We start from the raw sequence: 23,944 nt of genomic DNA, 5'->3' as shown, positions 1-23,944 counted from the left end.
ATCATAACAGGAAGTTGTTCTCAGGGTGATAAGAAGAGATAAGGGTTTAATGGTAAAAATACTCAAAGTGTTTGCAGTGATGGTAATACTGCTGGCGTTACTGGTGTCGATGGGATGGTATACACTTCCACGTTGGTTACCATTGATTGCCAGTTATTGGTTACCACAGGGCGTCACTTTTTCTTTGAGCCAACCTCGATGGGAAAACAGTGGATTGTGGTTAGATGAACTGTCATTGCAGGTAAAAGAGTGTGAATGGATCAAAATCTCTGGGCTATCTATGGAATATTTATCCGGGGAAAATAGTGAAAATCGCCGCTGGAATATTCATGCCGCCAATATTGACAGCCAGAGCCAATGCCTGGTGCAATTACCTGTAGCAGAAGGGCAAACAGCCCCACGATCTGTGCAAGAAATATTATCCACAATACCTTCGGTTAATCTTACCGTTGATCGGCTGGCTCTTATGCCTTGGCCAGAGTTTGCGGGTAAATTTCAATTTATTTCCTCATCTCAGAGGAAAATTTTCTCTTATCAAGGTGAAAAATTAAAACTCAATGCGCATATTGCGGATAAACAGGAACTCATTGTTCAGCGTTTTATTGTGAAGTTGCCTGAACAGGTGATTTCCTTGAATGGAAATATCGCATTACCCTTGAATACTGCAACGCTCCCAGAACAAGGCCAAATCATAGCGCACTTATCTCTGAGCCAATATCCTGAACCGTTGCAACTGGCATTGAATTGGCAGGAGCAGCGCGGGTTGTTCACCGTTATTAAAGAAAAAAATCAGCAGGTATTAGCAAAATTACCCTGGTCATTCGACGAATCGCAGTTCCAGATTGTTAATGGGAAATGGCAATGGTTGGAGAATAATCAAGCGTTGTCTGGAAGGGTGAATATTACGTTTGAACAATGGAAAAAAGGCCTGTCAGGCATGTTTGTCAGTGGGTGGATAAATATGGTTACCCAAAATGAGCAGGGTAAAGGCAATGTTGTTCTTTCCGTGAAACCAACCCCAATCAATATAACCAATGCTCATATTCCGTTTCAGTTTACCGGGCAAATGAATAGCGGCAGGATGGTTATGACGATGTCATTGCCTGCCGTTATTACAGGGCCATTGGTTAATCCTAAAATTATTTTTCGTCCAGGTGCCCTGTTTCGGGCATGGGGAAAGGTCAGTGAAACATTGACGGTCAAGGAAGCCAGATTACCTTTGGCGGGTACTTATTTGACTCGTAATGGCCTTACTGGTCGTCTTCAAGCCATTGTGACGGCACAAGACCGTTATTGGGGGAGATTTAAGCTACATCTGGAGGGTTCTGCAAAGGATTTTATACCCGATCATGGAAATTGGAATTGGCGTTATTGGGGGAATGGGCATTTACCACCGTTACAAGCCAAATGGGATATCGCGGGCAGGGGAAGTTGGAATCAATCAAAGATAACCGTAGATACATTAAATACCGGCTTTGATCTTATCCAATATGGTCTTGTGAAGATGCAGGCGCCGCGCTTAAAACTGACAAATTCGTTAATTTGGGAGAGGGCTGCAGATCGCCCTAACTTAACGGGAGATTTACAATTGTCTGCCCAGAAAACAGAATTTCGTTCTGGTGTTTTTTTGCCTGCTTTTGATTTTAAAGCCACGCTTGCAGGAAAATCCCCTGATGACTTTATGTTAAATGGTAAACTGTACTCTAATGGTATTGGCCCCATTCCCTTTTATGGTCGTTGGGATGGAGAGCGATTGAGGGGCGAAGCTCGCTGGCCCAGGCAATCTTTATTAGCTTTTCAACCTTTAATTCCATCAGATTTGGGTATTACCGTGCTTGGTGGAACCATTTATGCCCAGGCTGCTTTTTCCGCAGCAAAGGGACAGGGATTACTTGCGGGCGGTCATTGGGTGGTCAAAAATGCGGGCATGTGGCTGAAAAATGGGGAAGTTAGTGGCCTGAATTTTGTTTTGCCATGGCGTTTACAGGAACGTACGTGGCAGTTAGGGCTGGGATCTCCCGTCCAGTTGCGAATCAAGGCAATTAAAGGGCTGTTTGATATGCAAAATGTAACAGCCGATCTGCTGGGTTACTATCCAGCAACGGACGAACAGCCATTGACGTTGAGCAATGTGAATGTGGATATGCTGGATGGTAAATTGGCCATGGACCAATTACAGATCCCCCAAAAAGACGCTGCGGTATTACGGTTTAACAAGCTGAATTTGAGTAAATTGTTTGGCGTATTGAAAGTCAAACAAATGGCGATGTCAGGAAAAATTAGCGGTGAATTGCCTGTATTATTAAATAATAAACGTTGGATTATTCAACGGGGCTGGGTATCCAATGAGGGTTATCTGACATTAAGGTTAGATAAAGATACGGTTGATTCTATAGGAAAAAATGACTTATCAGCAGGTATGGCAATGGATTGGTTGCGTTATTTAGAAATCGACCATTCAAAAGCTTATGTTACGCTCGATAATTTGGGGATCTTGAGATTGCATTCAGAGATTAGTGGAGTAAATCCCGTGGTGGATAGAAAACGTGAAGTCAGGCTTAACTATCATCACGAGGAGAATATTTTTCAATTATGGCGTAGCCTGCGTTTTGGCAGTAACTTAGAAGAATGGTTGCAGAAAAATATATCTGTAATGGGTGGGGGTGATAAATGATAACGAACGTTGAATTCAAGTTGCCAACGGTCAGAATGGGTGTAATGTTGGTCAGTATAGCCTTATTCAGTATGGCATTAGTGGGTTGTGTCAGACTGGAAGTGGCGACACCGGATAAGCCCATCAACATCAATATGAATGTCAAAATTGAGCATGAAATTCATATTAAGGTCGACAGGCAAATTGAAGATATGCTCAAAAACAATTCTAATTTATTCTAAAGGCTACGACATGAAAAAAGTAAGAATGATACTTCTGTTAAGCCTGTTATTCAGTTCTTTTGCTATGGGTATGACGTTGAATGAAGCAAAACAGCAGGGGCTGGTGGGAGAGACTTTTAGTGGCTATCTGGAACCGATAAAAAATACCCAAGATGCCCAATCAGTGGTGAAAAGAATTAACAGTGAACGGCAAAAGAAGTATGCTGAAATCGCGGCTCAAAATAATATGACGACAGATCAAGTTGCCAAAATAGCGGGAGAAAAATTGGTAAATCGTGCAGCTTCAGGAGAATATGTGTTTGGTATTAATGGTAATTGGGTGCAGAAATAGGGGTAATGACTGGCTTGGCTTGATTCTAACATTAAAATTTTTTATCAATCAGCTGTTAAAATCCTAAGTTTATGTGCTATATAGCTACCATTAACCACGTTCAGTGGGTATCGTTTCACTCACGATTGGAAACCAAAAACCGATTCAGGAAAAACGGGCGGTAGATTTCAAATCGGAACAGATGCCAATAATAGCGACACCATCAAGCCCAATATTAATAGGTAACAATTACACTCTGACATTGAGTGTTAATCTATACTGCATTTATATTAATTAATGGGTCATCTATTCTTCGGCGTGATTTCATTAATATTATTAAATAAGTTAGATCAGAAACCATCCTCCTAAATACCTTATAGTGAAAAAAATATAAAAATAACTTTTTGTTATTACCCGATAATCATTTTTCATTATACATTTAATTTGAAATTTTTGTTAATATAGTAGGATTAAGATAATATTTATATATTCACACCCTACTATAGACGCGAAGTTATCAGTACTGCCTGATACCACTATCTTTAGACGGTGACCTTGAAAGTAAATGTTTTTACGTATGCGCGTTTAGACAGGACAGTTGACGACTCTCAGTCGTCAGTCTTGGCTGCGCTAATCGGCGGTAGTCAAGTTTGAATATTACATTGATAATGAAGGTGTGAGGCAATACAGTCATTATTATTATAGCCAAATAGAAACTGTCTGTGACTAATAGAAGTGATAGAAGTGGACTCAGCTCATCTTTTATATATTAATTATTATGAAATTTTATGGAGTGAAAAATAATGGCATCTAATAAAATTACGACTTCTATAGAATCGGGTTCAGATTTAGTCATAGGGGAATTATTTATTCTTGATATCATTTTAACGTCTGACTCACCTATTTCGAGTGACGCAAGTGTTGAACTGATACCTTATGGCGGTATAGGGTTACATAGAAATATTCCTCCAATAGTGCTGTCTGATAATAATAAAAAGGGAACGATTTCTGTTGAATTACGTGTTGATAATAATGTCGTTGAAAACTATAAAATTCAATTAGATATTCAGCCAAATTCATCCGCTACAGGGTTTGAAAAAACCAGTGTCTTTTATTATGCCCAAACGGTTGATATCTCGTCAGTACAACTGGCTGTCGGTGCTGATTATTTAGATATGCCAACTGAAATTAATGATCCACCAGGTGGACGATATTTTGTGAAAGTGGGCACAGTAAAAAACGCAATCCTAAACAAGGATAACACAGCCAAATTATCCGGTACACCTGTGAATATACTTGATACTCCTGACAGGAGTTTTGATAAAGTGGATTTTTATCAGGATGATAAACACACAAAAATCCCTATCAGGAAGATTGGCAGTAAAAGAGGTTTCATCATTAACACAGATCCTCACGGTAAATTAAATTTTTATATTTATGCCAAACAGAAAAGTTCTGTTGTTCTGACACTTTATTCGCAAATATTTGGTGTGACAGGCGAAATTTCAGCCGATAAAACGTTATACATTCTGGATAGTGATCAAACGGATATCAATTCAATGGATTCATTATCGGCTCCGGTTATTGTTGAAATCAATAATAACATTTTACATAACGATGGTAGCTCTTTTGGCTTCTCTGTTAACATACCACCATATGATAATGCCGCAGGGAGTGATACAATATTTTTCTTTATTAATGGGAAAATGATTGATAATCCTTACCGTTTGTTGGATCCAGATCATCTTGGAACACCTTTTATAACGTTACCTTATAGTGTTTTCAACAAAAATAAAGAAAAGGTTAATTTTTACTATAGTGTTATTAAGGAAAATTCGGATAGATTGGTTTCATACTCTCTCGAATTTACATATATATCAATTTAACTTCAAGATGCAGGTTTGTAATGATTATTTATTCTTAACTAAAAACCGCCTCCTGTGGAGGTAGTCCTGCCATCCGATATTCCAATTCATTTCTATACCAGGATGGTTCGCTTAAAGACAGGGATGTTTGGACTTTTGCTTATGAATGAGTTTTTATTATTTCTGAGTATGACCATATATTTTAGCGCGCCATTTGGCGCGCTATCTGATCTTAATTACGTGACATTTTATCGAACAATATTAAGCAACGGTTTGTTCAGATTGCTTCTGTCCCATTCTCGCTATAATATCATCTATCGCGTTGCGAGCATCTTGATGTGTCTGGTTAGCGGACTCTGCGCCCATAGCTAAACCTTCAGCAAATACAAATTCTACATCTGTGATACCGATAAATCCGAGGAAGGTACGTAAGTACGGAGTCACCAAATCTGTTGGGTTATTTTTATGAATACCACCACGACTAGTCAAGATAACAGTTTGTTTGCCTTTCAGTAACCCTTGAGGGCCTTTTTCAGTGTACTGGAAAGTCACGCCGGCACGGGCAATTAGATCAAAATAGGCTTTTAATTGAGTAGGTATAGTAAAGTTATACATTGGCGCAGTGATGACAATAACATCGTGTGCTTTTAACTCTGTAATCAACTCATCTGATAGGGTCAATACTGTTTTTTGACGTTCTGTCAATTCTGCATTGCTCGCTCGCAAGGCGTTAACTAATTCTCCATCTAGTACTGGAACCGGGTTTTCAGCCAGATCACGTGTGGTAATGTTGCTCTCTGAATGGTCAGTCAACCACTTTTCAGCAAAGTAGTCGGCCAGTTTATTGCTTTGGGAATATTGTGCCAGAATGCTGGATTTCAGAACCAGTACTTTACTCATTCTTTACTTCCTCAGTTATCTACAACCCAAGTTATCTAAGATACTAATAACTTCATTGATAATGTCGTTTGTGCATCATATTTTATATAGGGAATTGTTCAATCAATAGCTCAATATTTTGAGATATTCATTCAAATTCATTGAATCAAACGATGAATTGGTGAGGGGGGATATATGAAGTACGTGAGATCGCACAAGATATGTTACACTTCTAATATTGTTATGTCATAAAAAATAATCCTCTGAGCCTGCAAAGACAGCGCTACTCAGTTAAAAAACGTCACAAGGATTTATCACGTGGAATCACCTTTGACAGCACCATTTGCTGAATTATTCGCTGAACTTGATCACACACCGCTGCGCGATCAATTCCGTTTAAAAAAACGTCTGCATGGAGCAGCAAAAATTAAGAATCAAGTCTCCTTGCAGGCTGTAGTACAATCCATCGCTGCGGATATAGCGACCGCAAAACAGAAAGTCATGAATCGCCAGGCTGCATGTCCTTCGATTCAATATCCTGAAAACCTGCCGGTTAGCCAGAAGAAAGCCGATATCTATAAAGCTATTCGGGATAATCAGGTTGTTATCATTGCCGGGGAAACCGGTTCAGGTAAAACAACTCAGATCCCTAAAATCTGCCTTGAATTGGGAAGGGGAGTCAAAGGGCTGATCGGCCATACCCAACCCCGTCGTTTGGCAGCACGTTCGGTTGCTAATCGCATTGCGGATGAACTGGAAACACCGCTTGGCTCGACGGTCGGCTATAAAGTTCGTTTTAGTGATCAGGTCAGTGAAAATACGCTGGTCAAATTGATGACTGACGGTATTCTATTGGCAGAATTGCAGCAAGATCGTTTGTTATTGCAATATGATACGTTAATTATCGATGAAGCCCATGAACGCAGCTTGAATATCGATTTTATCCTCGGTTATCTGCGCCAATTACTGCCAAAACGCCCAGATTTGAAAGTTATCATTACCTCTGCAACCATCGATCCTGAACGCTTTTCCCGTCATTTTAACAATGCCCCGATTATTGAGGTATCTGGACGTACTTATCCGGTAGAAGTACGTTATCGTCCCGTGGCTGGTGGTGATAATGACAGTGATCGCGATCAGCTTGAAGCAATTATTGATGCAGTTGATGAATTAGGGCGTGAAAGCTCAGGTGACATATTGGTATTCATGAGCGGTGAACGAGAAATTCGTGATACAGCGGATGCTCTCAATAAACAAAATTTCCCACATACCGAGATTTTGCCACTTTTTGCACGGTTGTCTAACAGCGAGCAGAACAGAATCTTTCAGTCTCATGTTGGCCGCCGCATTATTTTGGCAACCAACGTGGCGGAAACTTCACTGACCGTACCTGGCATCAAATACGTGATCGACACAGGTTTTGCACGTATTAGCCGATACAGTTATCGCACTAAGGTGCAGCGCCTGCCGATAGAACCGATATCGCAGGCATCTGCTAATCAGCGAAAAGGGCGTTGTGGCCGTGTTTCGGACGGAATTTGTATTCGTCTTTATTCGGAAGAGGACTTTTTGTCGCGTCCGGAATTCACTGATCCGGAAATTTTGCGCACCAATCTGGCCTCCGTTATTTTGCAAATGACCGCCATTGGTTTGGGAGATGTCAGTGCGTTCCCATTTGTTGAAGCACCGGATAAACGTAATATCCAGGATGGGGTTCGCCTGTTGGAAGAGTTAGGGGCTATCGATCCGGAGTCATTGTCAGAAGGAGCTTATCGGCTAACCCCAATGGGACGGCAATTGGCTCAGTTGCCTATTGATCCTCGTTTGGCGCGTATGGTGCTGGAAGCCAAGGCACATGGTTGCGTTCGTGAAGTGATGGTAATTGTTTCCGCATTGTCAATTCAAGATCCACGGGAAAGACCGTTGGAAAAGCAGCAGGCTTCTGATGAAAAACATCGTCGTTTTGCGGACAAGGATTCAGATTTCATCGCCTTCCTGAAGCTATGGGATTTTCTGGTGGAACAGCAGAAAGCGCTTTCCAGCTCCCAATTCCGCAAACTTTGTCGGCAGGATTATCTGAATTATCTTCGTGTTAGGGAATGGCAGGATATTTATACTCAGCTACGGCAAGTTGTGAAAGAAATTGGCTTGCCGATTAACAGTCAGGAAGCCGATTATCGCAGTATCCATATTGCCTTGTTGGTAGGGTTGTTATCTCACATTGGGCAGAAGGACACGGATAAACAGGAATATACTGGTGCGCGCAATGCCCGTTTTTCTGTTTTTCCTGGCTCTGGACTATTTAAAAAACCACCAAAATGGGCGATGGTGGCTGAATTGGTGGAAACCAGCCGCTTGTGGGGACGTATTGCCGCCCGCATCGAGCCGGAATGGGTAGAGCCATTGGCGACCCATTTAATCAAAAAGCACTATAGTGAACCGCACTGGCAGAAGTCCCAGGGGGCGGTAATGGCTATGGAAAAAGTCACCTTGTATGGTTTGCCGATTGTGGCAGGTCGTCTGGTCAATTACAGCCGAATCGATCCCATGTTGTGCCGCGAATTATTTATTCGCCATGCATTGGTAGAAGGTGATTGGCAAACCCGTCATTCATTTTTCCGCGCTAATTTGAAATTGCGTGAAGAAGTCGAAGAACTGGAACATAAATCTCGCCGACGGGATATTCTGGTGGATGATGAAACCTTGTTCAGTTTCTACGATCAGCGCATTGGTAAAGACGTTGTTTCTTCGCGCCATTTTGATCGCTGGTGGAAAGTTGCCAGCAAAGATCAGCCTGAATTGCTCAACTTTGAAAAGAGTATGTTAATCAAGGGAGATGCAAATAAAGTCAGTGCGTTGGATTATCCAAATTATTGGCATCAAGGTAACTTGAAATTCCGTTTGAGTTATCAATTTGAACCGGGAACCGATGCTGATGGCGTAACAGTGCATATCCCTTTACCGATATTGAACCAAGTTAAAGATGAAGGATTTGATTGGCAAATTCCGGGAATTCGTCATGAATTGGTTGTTGCCTTGATTAAATCATTGCCAAAACCAATACGTCGTAATTTTGTTCCGGCACCTAACTATGCGCAAGCATTTCTGGAGCGTGTGACACAACCTCAGGCTCCTTTACTGGATAGCCTTGAAAAAGAATTACGTCGCATGACAGGAGTGACGGTGTCACGTGATGACTGGCAGTTGGAACAAGTGCCAGATCATTTGAAGATCACATTCCGCATTATTGGAGAGAAAAAAACAGGGGAAAAAAATAAACCGCTAGCGGAAAGCAAAGATCTGTCAGCATTGAAACTGAAGTTGAAAGAAAAAGTCCAGGAAACGCTTTCGGCAGTTGCGGATGATGGCATAGAACAAAATGGGTTACATATCTGGAGCTTTGGGACATTGCCTGAATGTTATGAGCAGAAGCGCGGAGGCTATTCTGTTAAGGCATTTCCGGCATTGGTGGACGAAAAAGACAGCATCGGTATTAAACTGTTCGAGACCGAATCCGAACAGCAGAATGCAATGTGGGAAGGAACACGTCGTCTGTTATTGTTGAATATTCCATCGCCGATTAAATACTTACATGAAAAATTACCGAACAAATCTAAACTGGGACTGTATTTCAATCCATATGGAAAAGTATTGGATTTGATTGATGATTGTATTTCTTGTGGCGTTGATAAATTGATCGCAGAAAATGGTGGGCTAGCCTGGAATGAACAAGCGTTTTCCAGTTTGCATGATAAAGTTCGTGCTAATTTGAATGACGCAGTGGTTGATATTGCCAAACAAGTGGAGCAGATCCTGACAGCAGTCTTTAATATCAACAAGCGCCTGAAAGGGCGGGTGGATATCTCTCTTGCACTGGCGTTGTCCGATATTAAAGAACAAATTTCCGGGCTGGCCTTTAATGGATTTGTGACTTCCCACGGTTGGAAACGCCTGGCAGATGTTTTGCGCTATTTGAATGGTATCGAACGTCGATTGGAAAAATTGGCGGTAGATCCTAACAAGGATAGGGTGCATATGAGTAGGGTTGAGCATATCCAGCGTCAATGGCAACAATGGTTGGCAAAACTGTCTGTTCAGCAGAAGCAGTCAACGGAAGTAAAAGAAATTCGTTGGATGATTGAAGAACTGCGGATTAGCCTATTTGCCCAACAACTAGGCACGGCATATCCAATATCAGATAAACGTATTTTACAGGCGATGGAAAATATTGCGTCGTGATAAGTAGGGAGCAGTTGTAGTTTATAGCTGCCCCAAAAACTCTTACAAAAATTCCATTATTATTTTTTAGTTACAACATACTTTTTAACCCAACAAATCCCCCTACTTAACAACATTATTACTAAGTAGGGGGATAACCTTCATTTATTGATATACAAAAGTAATTGTTGCTGTTGCATCTGCTTTGCCCGGCTTAATTTCTGCTTCCGTTTGGATATAACGGGCAACTAATGGGATGGTTATATTTCCACCAGACTGAGTGGAGCCAAATACAACTGGGGTACGCATCGTTACGGGGCGGTTTTGATATAATATCTGTAAACCAACCCCTTTTGCCGTGACGTTGTCACTATAGTCTAATGCCCAGATATCTTGGGTATTCCAGTTTGCAGGCCGTCCATCCAGCGTCAGTCCAATATTTACATTAGCATCGCAATTTATATTGATATCAAAACGTTGCGTTCCCACTGTACTGTAAATGCCGCGGAAATCGCTTTTTTTAATATCACCCATATTGACTGCAATCATCTTTTGATTGAGAAAACAACCTTTGGTCATGATATGGGTATTCGACAAATAGAAAGTATGAACAGGGATACTGTGACCTAATGTAGCACGAGTCAGTTTCGCCGACTTGACGGCCCCTGAACCGGTTGTTGGTGCAATCTTGATCAACTGTATGGTTAAATAACCCCATGATTTACCACAATATTGTTTTTTCCATTGAAATTGCAGCGGTGAAGGGCAAGTGAATGGATAGGTCGCCGTTCTGGGCAGCCAATCAATACCATAACGCGGCTCCCAGGTGTTAATACGGATACCAACTCCCGGAACACCGGATTCATAAACGGCATCCTGATTATAGCTTGCAGGTGTAAGATCAGGTTGTTCCCATATTGTAGGCAAGGAAGTATCGCAGAGGGCGATATTACCTTTTTCATCCACCTGATCCAGACGTATTTCTTTGATAGTTGTTCCGATAGGATGGTTCCTGGGAATTGTAATCGTACCAAAAGAAACTGGAGTCATACCAGGTACAAAACCCGCAGAATATTGGCAATAGTAGTTCGCTAAGCTAGAAAAACTACTCATCGTGCCGATGAGAAATGTACTTGCCAATAATAATTTTAATTTGTTGGCCATAGAATAATTTCCACTATTTTTGTTATATATCAAATAAATATACCGACATTGCCATTTGCAAAAGATTATTCGCACGAAACTTCAACCATATACAAACCTGAAGCAGGCTCTTCACCAGAGAGTCGATAGTTGGCATAACACTCTTGTATTTCTTTATATCCCCATTTAACCCATATCCGACCAAATTTAGGAATACCACTGAGATAAACTTGCCCATCATTACTGACAATCGCGCTGTTAGGAGCATCAATATCATGCTGTTTTTCCAGTGTCGCAGTTGCACCAAATGGGATCTCTCTGCCTTGATGAGAAAGTGTCAGTAAAGCGCGATAACCAATACGAGTTTGGAAATTGGCCAGTGTCAGTGAACCTTGGGTTGGAATAATAGTTTGCGTATTGATATCAATATCAACGTTGTTACCCATTGAATGAGTATCCAGCGCAATACGGTTTTTCCGATAACTACTGGCATAAGGCACGATGGCATAGCCTTTCCAGTCAGTTTTGATACCGGTATGGTTTTGTACTTTGACTTCTGAAGCACCATTGGCGCGTACTAATACCGATGTATCCCCTAAAGGTTGGGAAAGGGTGATACCATAAGGATGGGCAACAATCCCGCCATTTAAACCATAAGTAAGTTGCCTGATGTATTTGTCGTAATTGTAACCAGCGTTGACCTGACCATAGGCTCCTTTATATTCAGCGCTGATATTTCCGCCAACGCTTTGATTACGGCCAGTATAATTTTGCTGAATGCTATAAATCAGATTATTATCTTCAAAAGCTGTACCATTTAAGCTGACTTGATGAGACGTATCACTGCTTTTGTTGCTGGTCATGTTATAGCTTACCCAACTGTTTTTCAGCCAACGATCAAGGGGAACCTGCACGCTGAATGAAACGATTTGCTCACTGCGATTTGAACCGGGGAAAGCGCTGTGAGAATAATTCAAGCTATAATTAAATGAATTGTAACTTGTGTTATAACCAGCACTGATATTCCTTTCACAGCCTTTTTGATGCCAATAATCTTGTTGAAAAGCAGATAAATAAATGGTCCCCAAATCACCAAGGGATTGATTAATATGTAATTGCAATTTACTGCGTTTATTGCTGCTCCTTCCATCGATTGCAGTATTCAACTCATTTGCTTCTTTAAAATTGTAAAAACTTTGTGTTGAGTAACGATAACCTGCGAGAGTGAGGTTAGTGCCTGTCTGAGATAGATCTTTGGCATATTGGAAACGGTAAGATTGACCATAATTGTTGGGTTTCGACATTAAATGAGTTTTGGCGTAGGTCACATCAAAGGAAAGGGAACCCCAGTCAGAGAGGCTATAGCCTGTACCCAAAGCAACGGATTGATAATCTTTTGCAATCGTGGTTCCACCATAGGCAGTGACATGATTAGAAATACCATAAATCACCGTACCCTGCATGAAATAGGGTGCTTTCCCATGGTGAGAATTAGATTGGTATTTTCCCAAAGTCAGCGAATGTCGCAGGCTATTTTCCCGTAACATAATTGGCACAGTGGAAAAAGTTTGCACAGAACGATGTTTTTTTCCATCAGCTTCTTTGACAATGACCTCTATATCTCCGGTTGAAGTTGTTGGATAGAGGTCATTGATAACAAAAGGACCTGGAGAAACGTAGGATTCATAGATAATGTAACCATTTTGTTTGATGGTGACTTGGGCATTGCTTTGGGCAATTCCTCTAATTATCGGCGCAAATCCTTTTAAGCTATCGGGCAACATCTTGTCATCGGAAGACAATTGCATACCGCGAAACTGAAAACTATCAAATATAAGTGAAGGTGTGTAACTGTCTCCAAATACTAATTGGCTTTTCAGTGCATGAATATCTCGCTGAAGGTATATATTGATATTCTGCCATTTTCTATCTTGACTACTGTAAGTGGAATAATTGCGCAAACGCCATGCTTCCCAATTAACGCCCGTTCTAAGGTTGAGAAAATGGTTTTTTGTTGAACCTACTTGATCATCCTGCCAAGTCATGGAGCCACTATAGCTATAGTTGACTAACAGGGACGTTAATCCCTGATCCCACAAATGAGGTGGCACGTAGTCTCTCGCCTGACTCTTCAAGGCTGCCTGGGGAATACTGATATCCAGCCTCTGATGTTTGAAATCGAAAGACGTCGATGCAGATGGAATATATTGACCAAGATCAGCAAGTTCCGTTTCTGGCGACAAAGTAAGCAGCGTGGGGGATGACTCAATATTCACCCCCATTTCTCTGAGTTGTTGTATCTTAATTTTGGGAAATAGCTTGTTATTGACGATAATAAAATCGACATTCCCCGTATCTACTTTTTCTCGATTAAGATAAATATCTACCCAATAACGTCCGGGAGGCTGCTGATCATCTTGAGTAAAGATAGATAGATCAATATCTTCAAAACCTGAATGGATTTCCAGTGCATTGATGTTGAAATACTCTTCAGCGTGAGCCTTATTGTTATACATCCAAAGAGATGTGGTTAACAATGCACAAAGAGGCACCTTACAATATAGACAATGCAAGCTTAGCTTGATAAGTAACGTCCAATTATGAGGACTATTTTGTTGAAGATAATGACGATAGTTATTCATAATAAATTTTTAATTTTGATATACCTACTATCCTACAACTCACGTCTTTCTTCTGGTGTTACGCCACCAAAATCATTAATCGTTTTCCAGGTCACTCGATTGATATTTTTAATAGGAATATCCCAATTCTCTTGTTGAAACGGTGGGATCATCCCCGCAGATTTAATCTCATAATTTTCTACATTATTGCCGGTGGTCAACGCAGAAAAAGAGATATAGTAGGGCGTTGGATTTTCTGCAATGAGTTTGTGTCCATTGGTTTTGAACTTCAGAGCCTTATAAGCAATACCGGCATTGCCGGCTAAGTTGGCAGGGCGATAGAATAACTTAAACCGGGATTTTACCGTGATTTGCAATTGATTCTGTTCTGATTTGGTTGTGGCAGGAATAGACTTAATATTGAGCCAGAACAAAGATTCTTTGTCATCAGGTAATTCATTGCCAATTTTAACAATTCGTAAAACATTCTCATTCTCAGCTGTTAATTTAAAAAGTGGGGGAGTGATAATAAAAGGGGCTTTAGTTTCATCATCTTCACCTTGAACCCACGATTGAATGAGGTAAGAGATGTCAGTTTCTGGATTGCTAATAGAAATAGAGGTTTCTTTCTGGTCACTAATATAAACAACACGTGTGCCGCCAATGACGACTCCAGCAAAAGAGATATTCGTATTAAAAATGCAGATAAGAATAAAAATTAAAATGCGAAAGTATTTCAAAGTGGTCGCTCCAAACAATATTTAGACCAGAGTGATATTGTTTTGGCTTCCCTGCCATAACTTCCTTTGGTTATAGGTAGTTAGTTATAGATAATAGTGAAGTTAGCGACTGCGTCACCCGCACCTGGAGTCACGGTTTCAGCCGTTGCCATGTATTTGGCAACGAATTTCAATTCCTCTGTCTTTCTCTGCGAGAAATACTGAGGACGTGAATTTTCTGCCAGATTGATCATGGTATTACTGTCATCTTCATAAAGTGCAATGGCGATACCTTGGGCAGGATTCTCTCCTCCATTACTGTTTAACGCTAAAAGTCTGCTACTGGCTCTATCTGGCTGGCCGTCAAATTTGACCTGAGCTTGTTGATAATCTTTCGGGCAGTCAGTCAATTTGATACTAAAACGGGTAGCGGCAGAAGTACTATAAGCCCCAGCAAATGAACTCGAGCTGATAGTTCCCATATTTACGGTCTGATTAGCTGAATTTGAATCGACTTTACAGGCAGTGGCGGTAATTTTTCCCGTAAATTTAATTTGCCCATCAGCAGCATGAGCCGTGGACATAAATACCGATGAAACAAATAAAGATGAAATAATTAACTTGGTTTTCATTTTTTAATGCATCCCACCTCTGAAGAACTTATTCGACAGAGAAACAGATTATTGAGTTAATGTTTGTTCCGTATATAAATACAGCAACGGATTGCCTAGGTTTACTTCTAAAAAATAACAAAGAAACAACAGTTAATATTTTCTCATCAGCAGATGAGGTAAAAAATATAGTAGCGAGTAATTAAAAAAGATCAAAATAATAACTTGACTAATCTCATAATTTGAAGTTTTAAGCTATTGGGCGAAAATTAATAGAATTGTTATGCATAACATAGATTTTTTTCTGAACATCAATGAGTTTTTATTCTGTTTTATAAGATTAATTATTATTTACTGACATTTTGTAAAAATAAAAATGATGCAAGACATATAATATATTTGAATTTTACTTTTTTGTTAAAATTTTAAATAAATATTATATATTTATTATTTATTTGTAACGAGTCTTTTGTTCTTTAATTTTTGTATCTGATTATTTTAATAATGTAAGACGTTAAATCTATTTTTAGGCTAAATGAAAATGAATTGCATTTGCTTAAAGTTAACTTTTTATTGATAAAGCCTTTATGATAAATACTCTGCCATAGTTCAAGTTCTATATATTTGAAGAATATATAGATATAAAAGCAGAATTAATTTTTATGGTTTGGTTACAAAATGATCTGAGTCTTACTGCTTTAGTTACAACATACTTATCAATTCTTTTTTTCGTCCATAATCAACCATTATCTTTTCAAGATGGAAAAAGGGACATTAAAAAACCGGCACAAAGGCCGGATTCTTTGGAATAGTTAATTTTTTAAGTTTTGCGGCGATTTTCGCGATTGGGAAACCTGTTGCCTTGGAAGCCAAATTAGTGCATTAATTGCCATGTAGACGGGAGCGCTATCAAGAACAAAACCACAATAGTCGATTTTTCTGTAACCGTTAATGGTACTCTTTCCTGATTTTGTCTGCGAGCGTACAGAAAAACCAGCAATCCGGGAACGTATAGTACTACCGAAAGTAAGAGGTTCATGAGCCCCGAAGCATAAAGTAACCATAACCCATAAGTACAAGAACCAAGAGCAATAAAGAGTAAAGCACGGCTACCACGTTGAAAGGCAACTTTCACTAAAAATGCCCCGACAAGAAAGTAGGGGACAAGTATCATCTCAGAAGCAATAGAGAGTAATGTATTGTAATTACTGCCGCTTAACCAAATTAAAACCAAAGAGAGTTGAACCGCACCATTTGTGATCCAAAGTGATGACTCAGGTGCTTTCCTGCTGTTTTGTTTTTTGAATACTTTAGGGAATGAACCGTGTAAGGAAGCGATAAATGGTACTTCTGCTGCCATGATTGTCCAGCTTAGGTAAGCACCACAAACAGAGATGATCAAACCAGCAACAATCACAATTTCACCCGCTGAACCTATTAACCCGACCATCAAACTTGCCATAGAAGGGTTACGCATAACCGCTAATTCAGGTCTGGTGACTAACCCTAGTGAAAGCAGCGTAACCAGCACATATACCCCTAATGCTGAAATCACAGCTAGTACAGTTGCGATACCAATATCCTGGCGTCTTTTGGCTCTGGCTGAAACGACAACTGCACCTTCAACACCGATAAAAACCCACAGTGTAATTAGCATCGTGTCTTTAACTTGCTGCCAAACAGGAACGCCCATCTCAATGCCGCTGAAATCAAAAGAAAATACATCCATTTTGAAAGCGATGACAGCTAAGATAATAAATAGGGTCAATGGTAATAATTTTGCCATTGTCGCTAGCAAATTAACTCCCGCAGCCGTTTGTACACCACGCAATACCAGCCAATGAACAAACCAAAGTAAAATAGACTCACCGATTAACGATTGCCAAGTATTGCCATCACCAAAAATTACTGAGTGTTCGGTATCAGTGAAAAAACTTAACGCAGCAAAGACAATAACTAAATAAGAAACATTGGCAATAATGGCACAGAACCAATATCCCCATGCAGAACAGAATCCAACTAACTCCCCAAAACCTTCTCTTGCGTAAGTAAAAATACCGCTATCCAAATCAGGGCGCAGTCGTGAAAGTAAAAGTAAGGAAGTGGCTAAAAAGAGAATACCTATGCCTGTTATTCCCCAACCAATCATTAATGCAGCAGGACTGCCTACTTGCGCCATGTTTTGCGGCAAACTGAATACGCCGGCACCGACCATAGAACTGAGTACCAGTGCGGTCAGAGACGTAAGGCCTAATTTCTTTTCCAAAGATACGTTCCTAAAAAAATATAATCGACACGATTAGCCAGAACACTTGTTCTGAATATCGAACACATATTGGACATTTATTGCATCCATGCGATGGATTGCAGAACGGATTTAGTCGATAAATCTAAAAACAGGGCGATTCTACGGAGTGAAAGGATTGTATGCAATGGTTTACTATGCAAAAAAATATAAATTTTATGCATAAAATTATGCAGAGGAGTAAGAAAACAAATTACGGATAATTTTTCTAATGTGTGTTATTACCTTAATAAACATGGAGATGATTACAGGATAAGCACTTTGGGAAATATTATTTGTATATTTTACGCTATTGAAACAAATAACAAACAATTATGTAAATGGTATTAATGGAAAGGAAGAATAAACAGGATAATCTGCAAATCATGCCGCCATTATAACGTTATTGAATTGTTAATTTATAGGAGGTTATTGAGGCCAATGAATCATGAAATACCAAAGAAATCCGATAAAAAAGGCACAAGTGTTCTTTGTGCCTTTTTCAAGAATGGCTGAACTATAATGTATGATTATTTGAATAAATCTGCACTGATGGTAACGTTACCACCATTAGATTGCCATTCTCGTGTGATATGGTAGTATTTTGCGCCTTTCTCTGCTGCACGCTTAGCAACCTGATAAGAAACTTCAGGTGCAGTAGTGTAATAACCAGAAAAGGTGACGGAATCAAATGGAGCCATCAGAGCGGCGGATGCTTTATTCAACTCTTGAATTTTTGTGCCATCAGGTAAAGTTACAGCGTAACGACCACCTTTTGATGTCTGGGTTTCAAAAAAGCGACCAACCACATTGCTTGTTGAAGTTGAAGAAGCAACACCTGGAATTTCGACTTTCTTGGCTTCCTCTCCACCTTGAGCCAGAGCTTGGCGTCCTGCTTCAGAATCGGCTGGGATCACAGCTTCACTAGACTGAACCTTACGCTTGGGCGCATCTTCTTTATAAACATACGCTGTGACTATTTGGTTTCCACCATTATTTGGTGCAATGTCACGGACAATAAAGAAAGATGCTGCATCTTTCTTTTTAGCCGCCTTAGCGATAGCTTCTTTCAGGTCAGGATCAGTCGGGAAATAACCATTCACTGTGACAGTATCGAAAGGCTCTAAAGTAATGGCTTCAGTTTTAGGTAACTCTTTGATGCCACGATAGATGCGATAGTTAGGTGTTTTATCTGCTTTTTCCGCATCTTTATAGTACAAATCGGCGACAACACGCAAATTACCTCGTCCATTAAGATCATCAAGACTTTGAATATAAAAACTGTCAGCGCCTTTTTTATCGGCCTGACGGGAAACCGCATCCGCAGCTTCATAAATTGCATTAAAACGACCAGTAACTGAGATCCGCTCAAAAGGTTTAAGCTCTGCCGCTTGTTCTGGAGTTAATTCTTTAGCCGCATGTGCAGCGGTCATCGTGGTTAGTGAGAACACCGCAGTCGCGATGATCGTTGTCTTCAGCTTCATAAAAAATCCTTTCGCCTTGCGCATTAAAATATTTATAACGTGCTGAACATTGTTATGCATCACATAGAACGCAATTATTACATGTAATAATGCCAATTGTCGCAAGAAATTATGCCCTATAAAGAAACGATTGCTAGCTTTTAGTAGATGACACTAAGAATTTTAATAAATATAGTAAGTTATACGATCTAAATAATTGTTTACATTAAAAGGTCATTTTGTTTTTCTGATTTTATGATAATTCTTTGACATTATTTTCATTAAGTTACTATTTGGTATTCTATTTATAGGTTTTGCTGATAGCAGCAATAAAGTCAATCTAATCGTTAAATAGGCATCAACAAGGTAATAATCAGCAATATTTCATTCTTAAAGAAGGAAACATTATGCGTATTGGTGTACCAAAAGAGCGACTTTCCAATGAGGCACGCGTTGCTGCCACACCATCAACCGTGGAGCAATTGCAGAAATTGGGGTTTAACGTCACAGTTGAGACAGGAGCAGGGCAACTTGCTAGTTTTGATGATGTTGCTTATAAAAAAGCAGGAGCTGATATAGCGGAAATCCATCAAGTTTGGCAATCAGATATCATTTTAAAAGTAAACGCCCCTGAAGATGATGAAATTGCTTTAATGAAAGAAGGTGCCACACTAATTAGTTTTATTTGGCCAGCACAAAATCCGCTATTAATAGAAAAATTAGCAGAACGCAAGGTAACTGTTCTTGCTATGGACGCAGTTCCACGCATTTCCCGCGCACAATCTTTAGATGCTCTCAGTTCAATGGCAAATATTGCTGGTTATCGCGCTATTGTCGAATCCGCCCATGAATTTGGTCGTTTTTTCACAGGGCAAATTACAGCGGCAGGCAAAATACCACCAGCTAAGGTCATGATTATTGGCGCGGGGGTTGCCGGATTAGCGGCAATTGGCGCTGCCGGTAGCTTGGGTGCGATTGTCCGTGCTTTTGATACACGACCGGAAGTCAAAGAACAAGTTCAAAGCATGGGAGCTGAATTCTTAGAATTGAATTTTAAAGAAGAAGCAGGCAGTGGTGACGGTTATGCAAAAGTAATGTCAGAAGCTTTTATCAAAGCAGAAATGGAACTGTTTACTGCACAAGCAAAAGAAGTAGACATTATCGTTACAACAGCATTGATTCCGGGGAAGCCGGCACCACGACTTATCACAAAAGAGATGGTTGATTCCATGAAACCTGGTAGCGTGATTGTTGATCTGGCTGCCCAAAATGGCGGTAACTGTGAATATACGCAAGCCAATAAGCTTGTCGTTACAGCAAATGGGGTGAAAATTATTGGCTATACCGACCTGCCCAGCCGATTGCCCACCCAATCATCACAACTCTATGGATCAAACTTAGTCAATTTGCTGAAACTACTGTGCAAAGAAAAAAATGGAGAAATCATCATTGATTTTGATGATGTTGTTGTACGTGGCGTCACTGTCATTAAACAAGGTGAAATCACATGGCCAGCTCCACCTATCCAGGTTTCAGCGCAATCAATAACTACCAAGCCGACATCAGTAAAAAAAGAGGAGAAACCAGCAGAAAAGCCCAAATCTCCATGGCTGAAGTATGGAGCGCTCGCGCTAGTAATAATTTTGTATGGCTGGTTAGCACATGTTGCACCGAAAGAATTCTTATCTCATTTTACTGTTTTTGCCTTGTCCTGTGTGGTGGGATATTACGTTGTCTGGAATGTCAGCCATTCGTTGCATACGCCATTAATGTCCGTCACCAACGCTATTTCAGGGATAATTGTAGTTGGTGCTGTACTGCAAATTGGTGAAGGGGGATGGGTGAGTTTCTTCTCATTCATTGCTGTGTTAATTGCCAGCATCAATATTTTTGGTGGCTTTACTGTCACTCAACGTATGCTGAAAATGTTTCGTAAAGGATAAGGGGTAAAACTTATGTCGAACGGAGTAATATCGCACGGAATAGTGACAGCAGCCTATATTGTTGCCGCCATTTTGTTCATTTTCAGCCTTGCCGGACTTTCCCGCCACGAAAGCGCCAGACGCGGTAACATTTTTGGTATCGTTGGTATGGCAATTGCGCTGGTTGCCACAATCTTAGGGCCTGATACTGGCAAAATTGGCTGGATTATTTTAGCGATGGTCATCGGGGCAGTTATTGGTATTCGTCTTGCCAAAAAAGTGGAGATGACTGAAATGCCAGAATTGGTGGCTATCCTGCACAGTTTTGTCGGATTGGCGGCGGTTCTGGTTGGGTTCAATAGTTTTATCACCCATGAGAATTTTGCCAGCTCCATTATGGAAAATATTCATCTGACAGAAGTTTTCCTTGGGGTATTTATTGGTGCTGTAACCTTCACTGGCTCGGTTGTCGCATTTGGTAAATTACGTGGGAAAATCTCATCCAAGCCATTGGTGCTGCCACATCGGCACAAACTTAATCTGGCAGCATTGGTTGTATCCTTGATCTTAATGTTCACCTTTATCAAAACAGAAAGTGTTGGCTTGCAAGTCTTCACTTTACTGGTGATGACAGTTATCGCTCTCGCTTTTGGCTGGCATTTAGTTGCCTCGATTGGCGGTGCAGATATGCCGGTCGTTATTTCCATGCTGAACTCATATTCAGGCTGGGCGGCTGCGGCAGCCGGTTTCATGTTAAGTAATGACTTGTTGATCGTCACAGGCGCTTTAGTGGGTTCTTCGGGGGCAATCCTTTCTTATATTATGTGTAAGGCGATGAACCGTTCCTTTATCAGTGTCATTGCTGGTGGTTTCGGTACAGATGGCAGTTCTTCAGGGGATGATCAAGAGCTAGGAGAGTACCGCGAAACAACTGCGGAAGATGTCGCTGAACTGTTGAAAAATTCCACTTCCGTTATCATTACTCCAGGCTACGGTATGGCAGTTGCTCAAGCGCAGTATCCTGTGCATGACATTACAGCCAAATTACGAGAGAAGGGCATAAATGTTCGCTTTGGCATTCACCCCGTTGCGGGACGGTTGCCAGGTCATATGAACGTATTACTTGCTGAAGCTAAAGTTCCTTACGATATTGTCTTGGAAATGGATGAAATTAACGACGACTTTTCTGAAACGGATACGGTTTTAGTGATAGGAGCCAATGACACCGTAAACCCAGCCGCTCAGGAAGATCCTTCAAGCCTTATTGCTGGCATGCCAGTTTTGGAGGTTTGGAAAGCACAAAATGTCATCGTATTTAAACGTTCGATGAATACGGGATATGCCGGAGTACAAAATCCATTATTCTTTAAAGATAATACTCAAATGTTGTTTGGTGATGCGAAAGATAGTGTAGAAGCCATCCTTCGGGCTTTATAATTCAAACAATCTCAAAATCCTAAGAGCTTCGTGTTATAACACGAAGCTCTTTTCCTTGATTGAAGTTGAAATGTAGGCGTTGGTGTACTTATTGCAGTTCTGTCGTATTAACGGGATATCAAATAATAATGAGTCATTTCAAAGATTAAATATCTACTTTTTAAAGTAAAGAGGTGGTAATTTGGATATATGATTGCCTGGTCCTTTTCTTACAGTACCATCGTCATTTATAGTAATATCATTATAATGTTGATAAAAGGTTCTGCGGGGATATCCCTTTTCATATCTGAATGCGTTTTCTGAAAGGTTTTCAGCAGAGTATTTCCCTAAGCCAACTGTTTTTGCTTCCTCAAGCAGGAGAGGGTGGAAACCTTGATCTAACTCGTTGTTTTTGAGACGTCTTCCTTCTAGATTATGAAGAGCATGGAGCAGCTCATGAAATACAATACATGCATTTTCTCTTATCCTTTCGTTCTCTCGCATTTGATTATTTTGTCTAAGATTGCAATAAAAATCAGATCCCGTTCCCAGATAACTGTCAGCGTAATGATCTTTATGTGCTTTAACGCCTGTATCCTGGGTACTGAGATGAATAGATAACTTGAGCTGTTTACTTCTTAATGCTGCGTCGATACGCTGAAGCAACTGACGGCCTGTCAACGATGATTCTATTTCTTCCATTGCCTCATTAAGCCACTTCATTTGTTCATTATTATAGCTAACAAAAGAAACACCTTGATTATTATAAAACCACTTCATCCTGAATCTTTCTTGATGATGAATTTCATTCTCGTGCGGTTGCAATGATAATTTCAAAACAGTAGGACGTTGCATATATATGTGTCTCCTTAACTACCCCAAATTCTGGGTGGAACGAAATTTTCTTTTATTTAATTGATTTTTAATATTTTTTATCCAATATTACAAAAATATCAACTAGGATGTCATAGGTGTGTAACTTTTACTTAGACCCAGTTCAAAAAAATTGGTGTGACCAAAAAATATTAGCTCTGTTCGGCCATCAAAATCGTTTGGGTATCTGGTGTTACTCTGTAAATGGAGTTTTTTTATAAGAATTGAAATGTAATGCGCTACATTCATATATTGAATGTAGCGCATATTACATATATTAACAAAAGCATCTTGAGGATTAACTACATACCTCAAATATACCAGAATACTATATGATTTCTCCTAAAAAAATAATTTTTCGCATGCTAATGCATTACCATTATAATAATTTTTTCTAGAGAATTAATTTATTTTCTTCCTTCATAATAAGCTTGATAGGCTGTCTTTCCATTATATTCACACGCCCCAGTTTGTCCGACTTTTCCTTTAAAATACCATTTAATACCATACTTTTCAAAGTAATTTGCAAAATTACTTGTAGGATTAACAACATACATTTGATACAGGTTACCACCAATATTTACTGGTCTTTCTGCATTCTCACATTTACTTAATGCCATTGCATTACTACTCAACAAAACACCTGCGGCCAACGCCCCAACCGTCAATAATTTCTTAAACATAAACATTCTCCTGTAATATTTTAGAATTTGCTATTTAAATAC

At 40.0% G+C, this 23,944-nt stretch carries 16 protein-coding genes; 7 read left to right on the top strand and 9 right to left on the bottom strand.

The features are described from left to right. The first annotated feature begins 49 nt into the window (after positions 1 to 49). The 4 genes from Xets_RS10810 to Xets_RS10795 all read left to right on the top strand — a co-directional run bounded on the left by Xets_RS10810 (position 50) and on the right by Xets_RS10795 (position 5,091). A complete protein-coding gene (locus Xets_RS10810) occupies positions 50 to 2,674 on the top strand; it encodes a YdbH family protein (protein ID WP_099132228.1) in 2,625 nt (874 codons plus the stop codon). 35 nt (positions 2,675 to 2,709) lie between these two features. Beyond that, positions 2,710 to 2,895 carry a YnbE family lipoprotein gene (locus Xets_RS10805; RefSeq protein WP_099132317.1) on the top strand — a complete coding sequence of 62 codons (186 nt, stop codon included), beginning with the start codon at positions 2,710 to 2,712 and terminating at the stop codon, positions 2,893 to 2,895. A gap of 10 nt (positions 2,896 to 2,905) precedes the next feature. Beyond that, positions 2,906 to 3,226 carry a YdbL family protein gene (locus tag Xets_RS10800; protein ID WP_099132227.1) on the top strand — a complete coding sequence of 107 codons (321 nt, stop codon included), beginning with the start codon at positions 2,906 to 2,908 and terminating at the stop codon, positions 3,224 to 3,226. Between the two features lie 782 nt (positions 3,227 to 4,008). Then, positions 4,009 to 5,091 carry a hypothetical protein gene (locus tag Xets_RS10795; protein ID WP_187651651.1) on the top strand — a complete coding sequence of 361 codons (1,083 nt, stop codon included), beginning with the start codon at positions 4,009 to 4,011 and terminating at the stop codon, positions 5,089 to 5,091. A gap of 240 nt (positions 5,092 to 5,331) precedes the next feature. Here the strand turns inward: Xets_RS10795 and Xets_RS10790 are convergent, their stop codons facing one another. Then, positions 5,332 to 5,970: an FMN-dependent NADH-azoreductase gene (locus Xets_RS10790; protein WP_187651650.1), complete on the bottom strand. Its 639-nt coding sequence runs from the start codon at positions 5,968 to 5,970 to the stop codon at positions 5,332 to 5,334. 297 nt (positions 5,971 to 6,267) lie between these two features. Here Xets_RS10790 and hrpA point away from each other — a divergent pair, with 297 nt between their 5' ends. Further along, positions 6,268 to 10,188, top strand: coding sequence for an ATP-dependent RNA helicase HrpA (gene hrpA / locus Xets_RS10785; RefSeq protein WP_099132218.1), 3,921 nt, complete (start codon positions 6,268 to 6,270; stop codon positions 10,186 to 10,188). Positions 10,189 to 10,332: 144 nt separating this feature from the next. On the opposite strand, the gene Xets_RS10780 is transcribed toward hrpA, so the two are convergent. The 6 genes from Xets_RS10780 to ydgH all read right to left on the bottom strand — a co-directional run bounded on the left by Xets_RS10780 (position 10,333) and on the right by ydgH (position 19,029). After that, complete coding sequence (locus Xets_RS10780; protein ID WP_187651649.1) at positions 10,333 to 11,331, bottom strand: fimbrial protein; 999 nt, start codon at positions 11,329 to 11,331, stop codon at positions 10,333 to 10,335. Between the two features lie 65 nt (positions 11,332 to 11,396). Further along, the gene (locus Xets_RS10775; RefSeq protein ID WP_255430610.1) at positions 11,397 to 13,847 is read right to left on the bottom strand and encodes a fimbria/pilus outer membrane usher protein; all 2,451 of its coding nucleotides are present in this window, start codon (positions 13,845 to 13,847) and stop codon (positions 11,397 to 11,399) included. A 137-nt stretch (positions 13,848 to 13,984) separates the two neighbouring features. Next, positions 13,985 to 14,689, bottom strand: a complete 705-nt coding sequence (locus Xets_RS10770) for a molecular chaperone (protein WP_255430609.1) — start codon at positions 14,687 to 14,689, stop codon at positions 13,985 to 13,987. A gap of 62 nt (positions 14,690 to 14,751) precedes the next feature. Beyond that, positions 14,752 to 15,282, bottom strand: a complete 531-nt coding sequence (locus tag Xets_RS10765; RefSeq protein ID WP_099132215.1) for a fimbrial protein — start codon at positions 15,280 to 15,282, stop codon at positions 14,752 to 14,754. Positions 15,283 to 16,135: 853 nt separating this feature from the next. After that, positions 16,136 to 17,527, bottom strand: coding sequence for a basic amino acid/polyamine antiporter (locus Xets_RS10760; RefSeq protein WP_099132214.1), 1,392 nt, complete (start codon positions 17,525 to 17,527; stop codon positions 16,136 to 16,138). A gap of 548 nt (positions 17,528 to 18,075) precedes the next feature. Beyond that, positions 18,076 to 19,029, bottom strand: coding sequence for a DUF1471 family protein YdgH (ydgH, locus tag Xets_RS10755; RefSeq protein ID WP_187651647.1), 954 nt, complete (start codon positions 19,027 to 19,029; stop codon positions 18,076 to 18,078). Between the two features lie 386 nt (positions 19,030 to 19,415). On the opposite strand from ydgH, the gene pntA reads away from it, so the two are divergent. After that, positions 19,416 to 20,951: a Re/Si-specific NAD(P)(+) transhydrogenase subunit alpha gene (gene pntA / locus Xets_RS10750; protein WP_187651646.1), complete on the top strand. Its 1,536-nt coding sequence runs from the start codon at positions 19,416 to 19,418 to the stop codon at positions 20,949 to 20,951. A gap of 27 nt (positions 20,952 to 20,978) precedes the next feature. Continuing rightward, positions 20,979 to 22,367 (top strand): Re/Si-specific NAD(P)(+) transhydrogenase subunit beta, encoded by a 1,389-nt coding sequence (gene pntB, locus Xets_RS10745; RefSeq protein WP_187651681.1) that lies wholly within the window; start codon positions 20,979 to 20,981, stop codon positions 22,365 to 22,367. Between the two features lie 153 nt (positions 22,368 to 22,520). Here pntB and Xets_RS10740 read toward each other — a convergent pair whose 3' ends face one another. Both Xets_RS10740 and Xets_RS10735 read right to left on the bottom strand, forming a co-directional pair. Beyond that, positions 22,521 to 23,201 (bottom strand): M91 family zinc metallopeptidase, encoded by a 681-nt coding sequence (locus Xets_RS10740; RefSeq protein WP_187651645.1) that lies wholly within the window; start codon positions 23,199 to 23,201, stop codon positions 22,521 to 22,523. Between the two features lie 425 nt (positions 23,202 to 23,626). Further along, positions 23,627 to 23,902, bottom strand: coding sequence for an LCI fold-containing protein (locus tag Xets_RS10735; protein WP_187651644.1), 276 nt, complete (start codon positions 23,900 to 23,902; stop codon positions 23,627 to 23,629). Positions 23,903 to 23,944: the final 42 nt, after the last annotated feature.

Origin of the sequence: Xenorhabdus sp. TS4, assembly GCF_014467265.1 — a bacterium.
Classification (GTDB): domain Bacteria; phylum Pseudomonadota; class Gammaproteobacteria; order Enterobacterales; family Enterobacteriaceae; genus Xenorhabdus; species Xenorhabdus ehlersii.
Note: the sequence above shows the minus strand (reverse complement) of the source record. Positions and strands in the feature narration are given on the sequence as shown.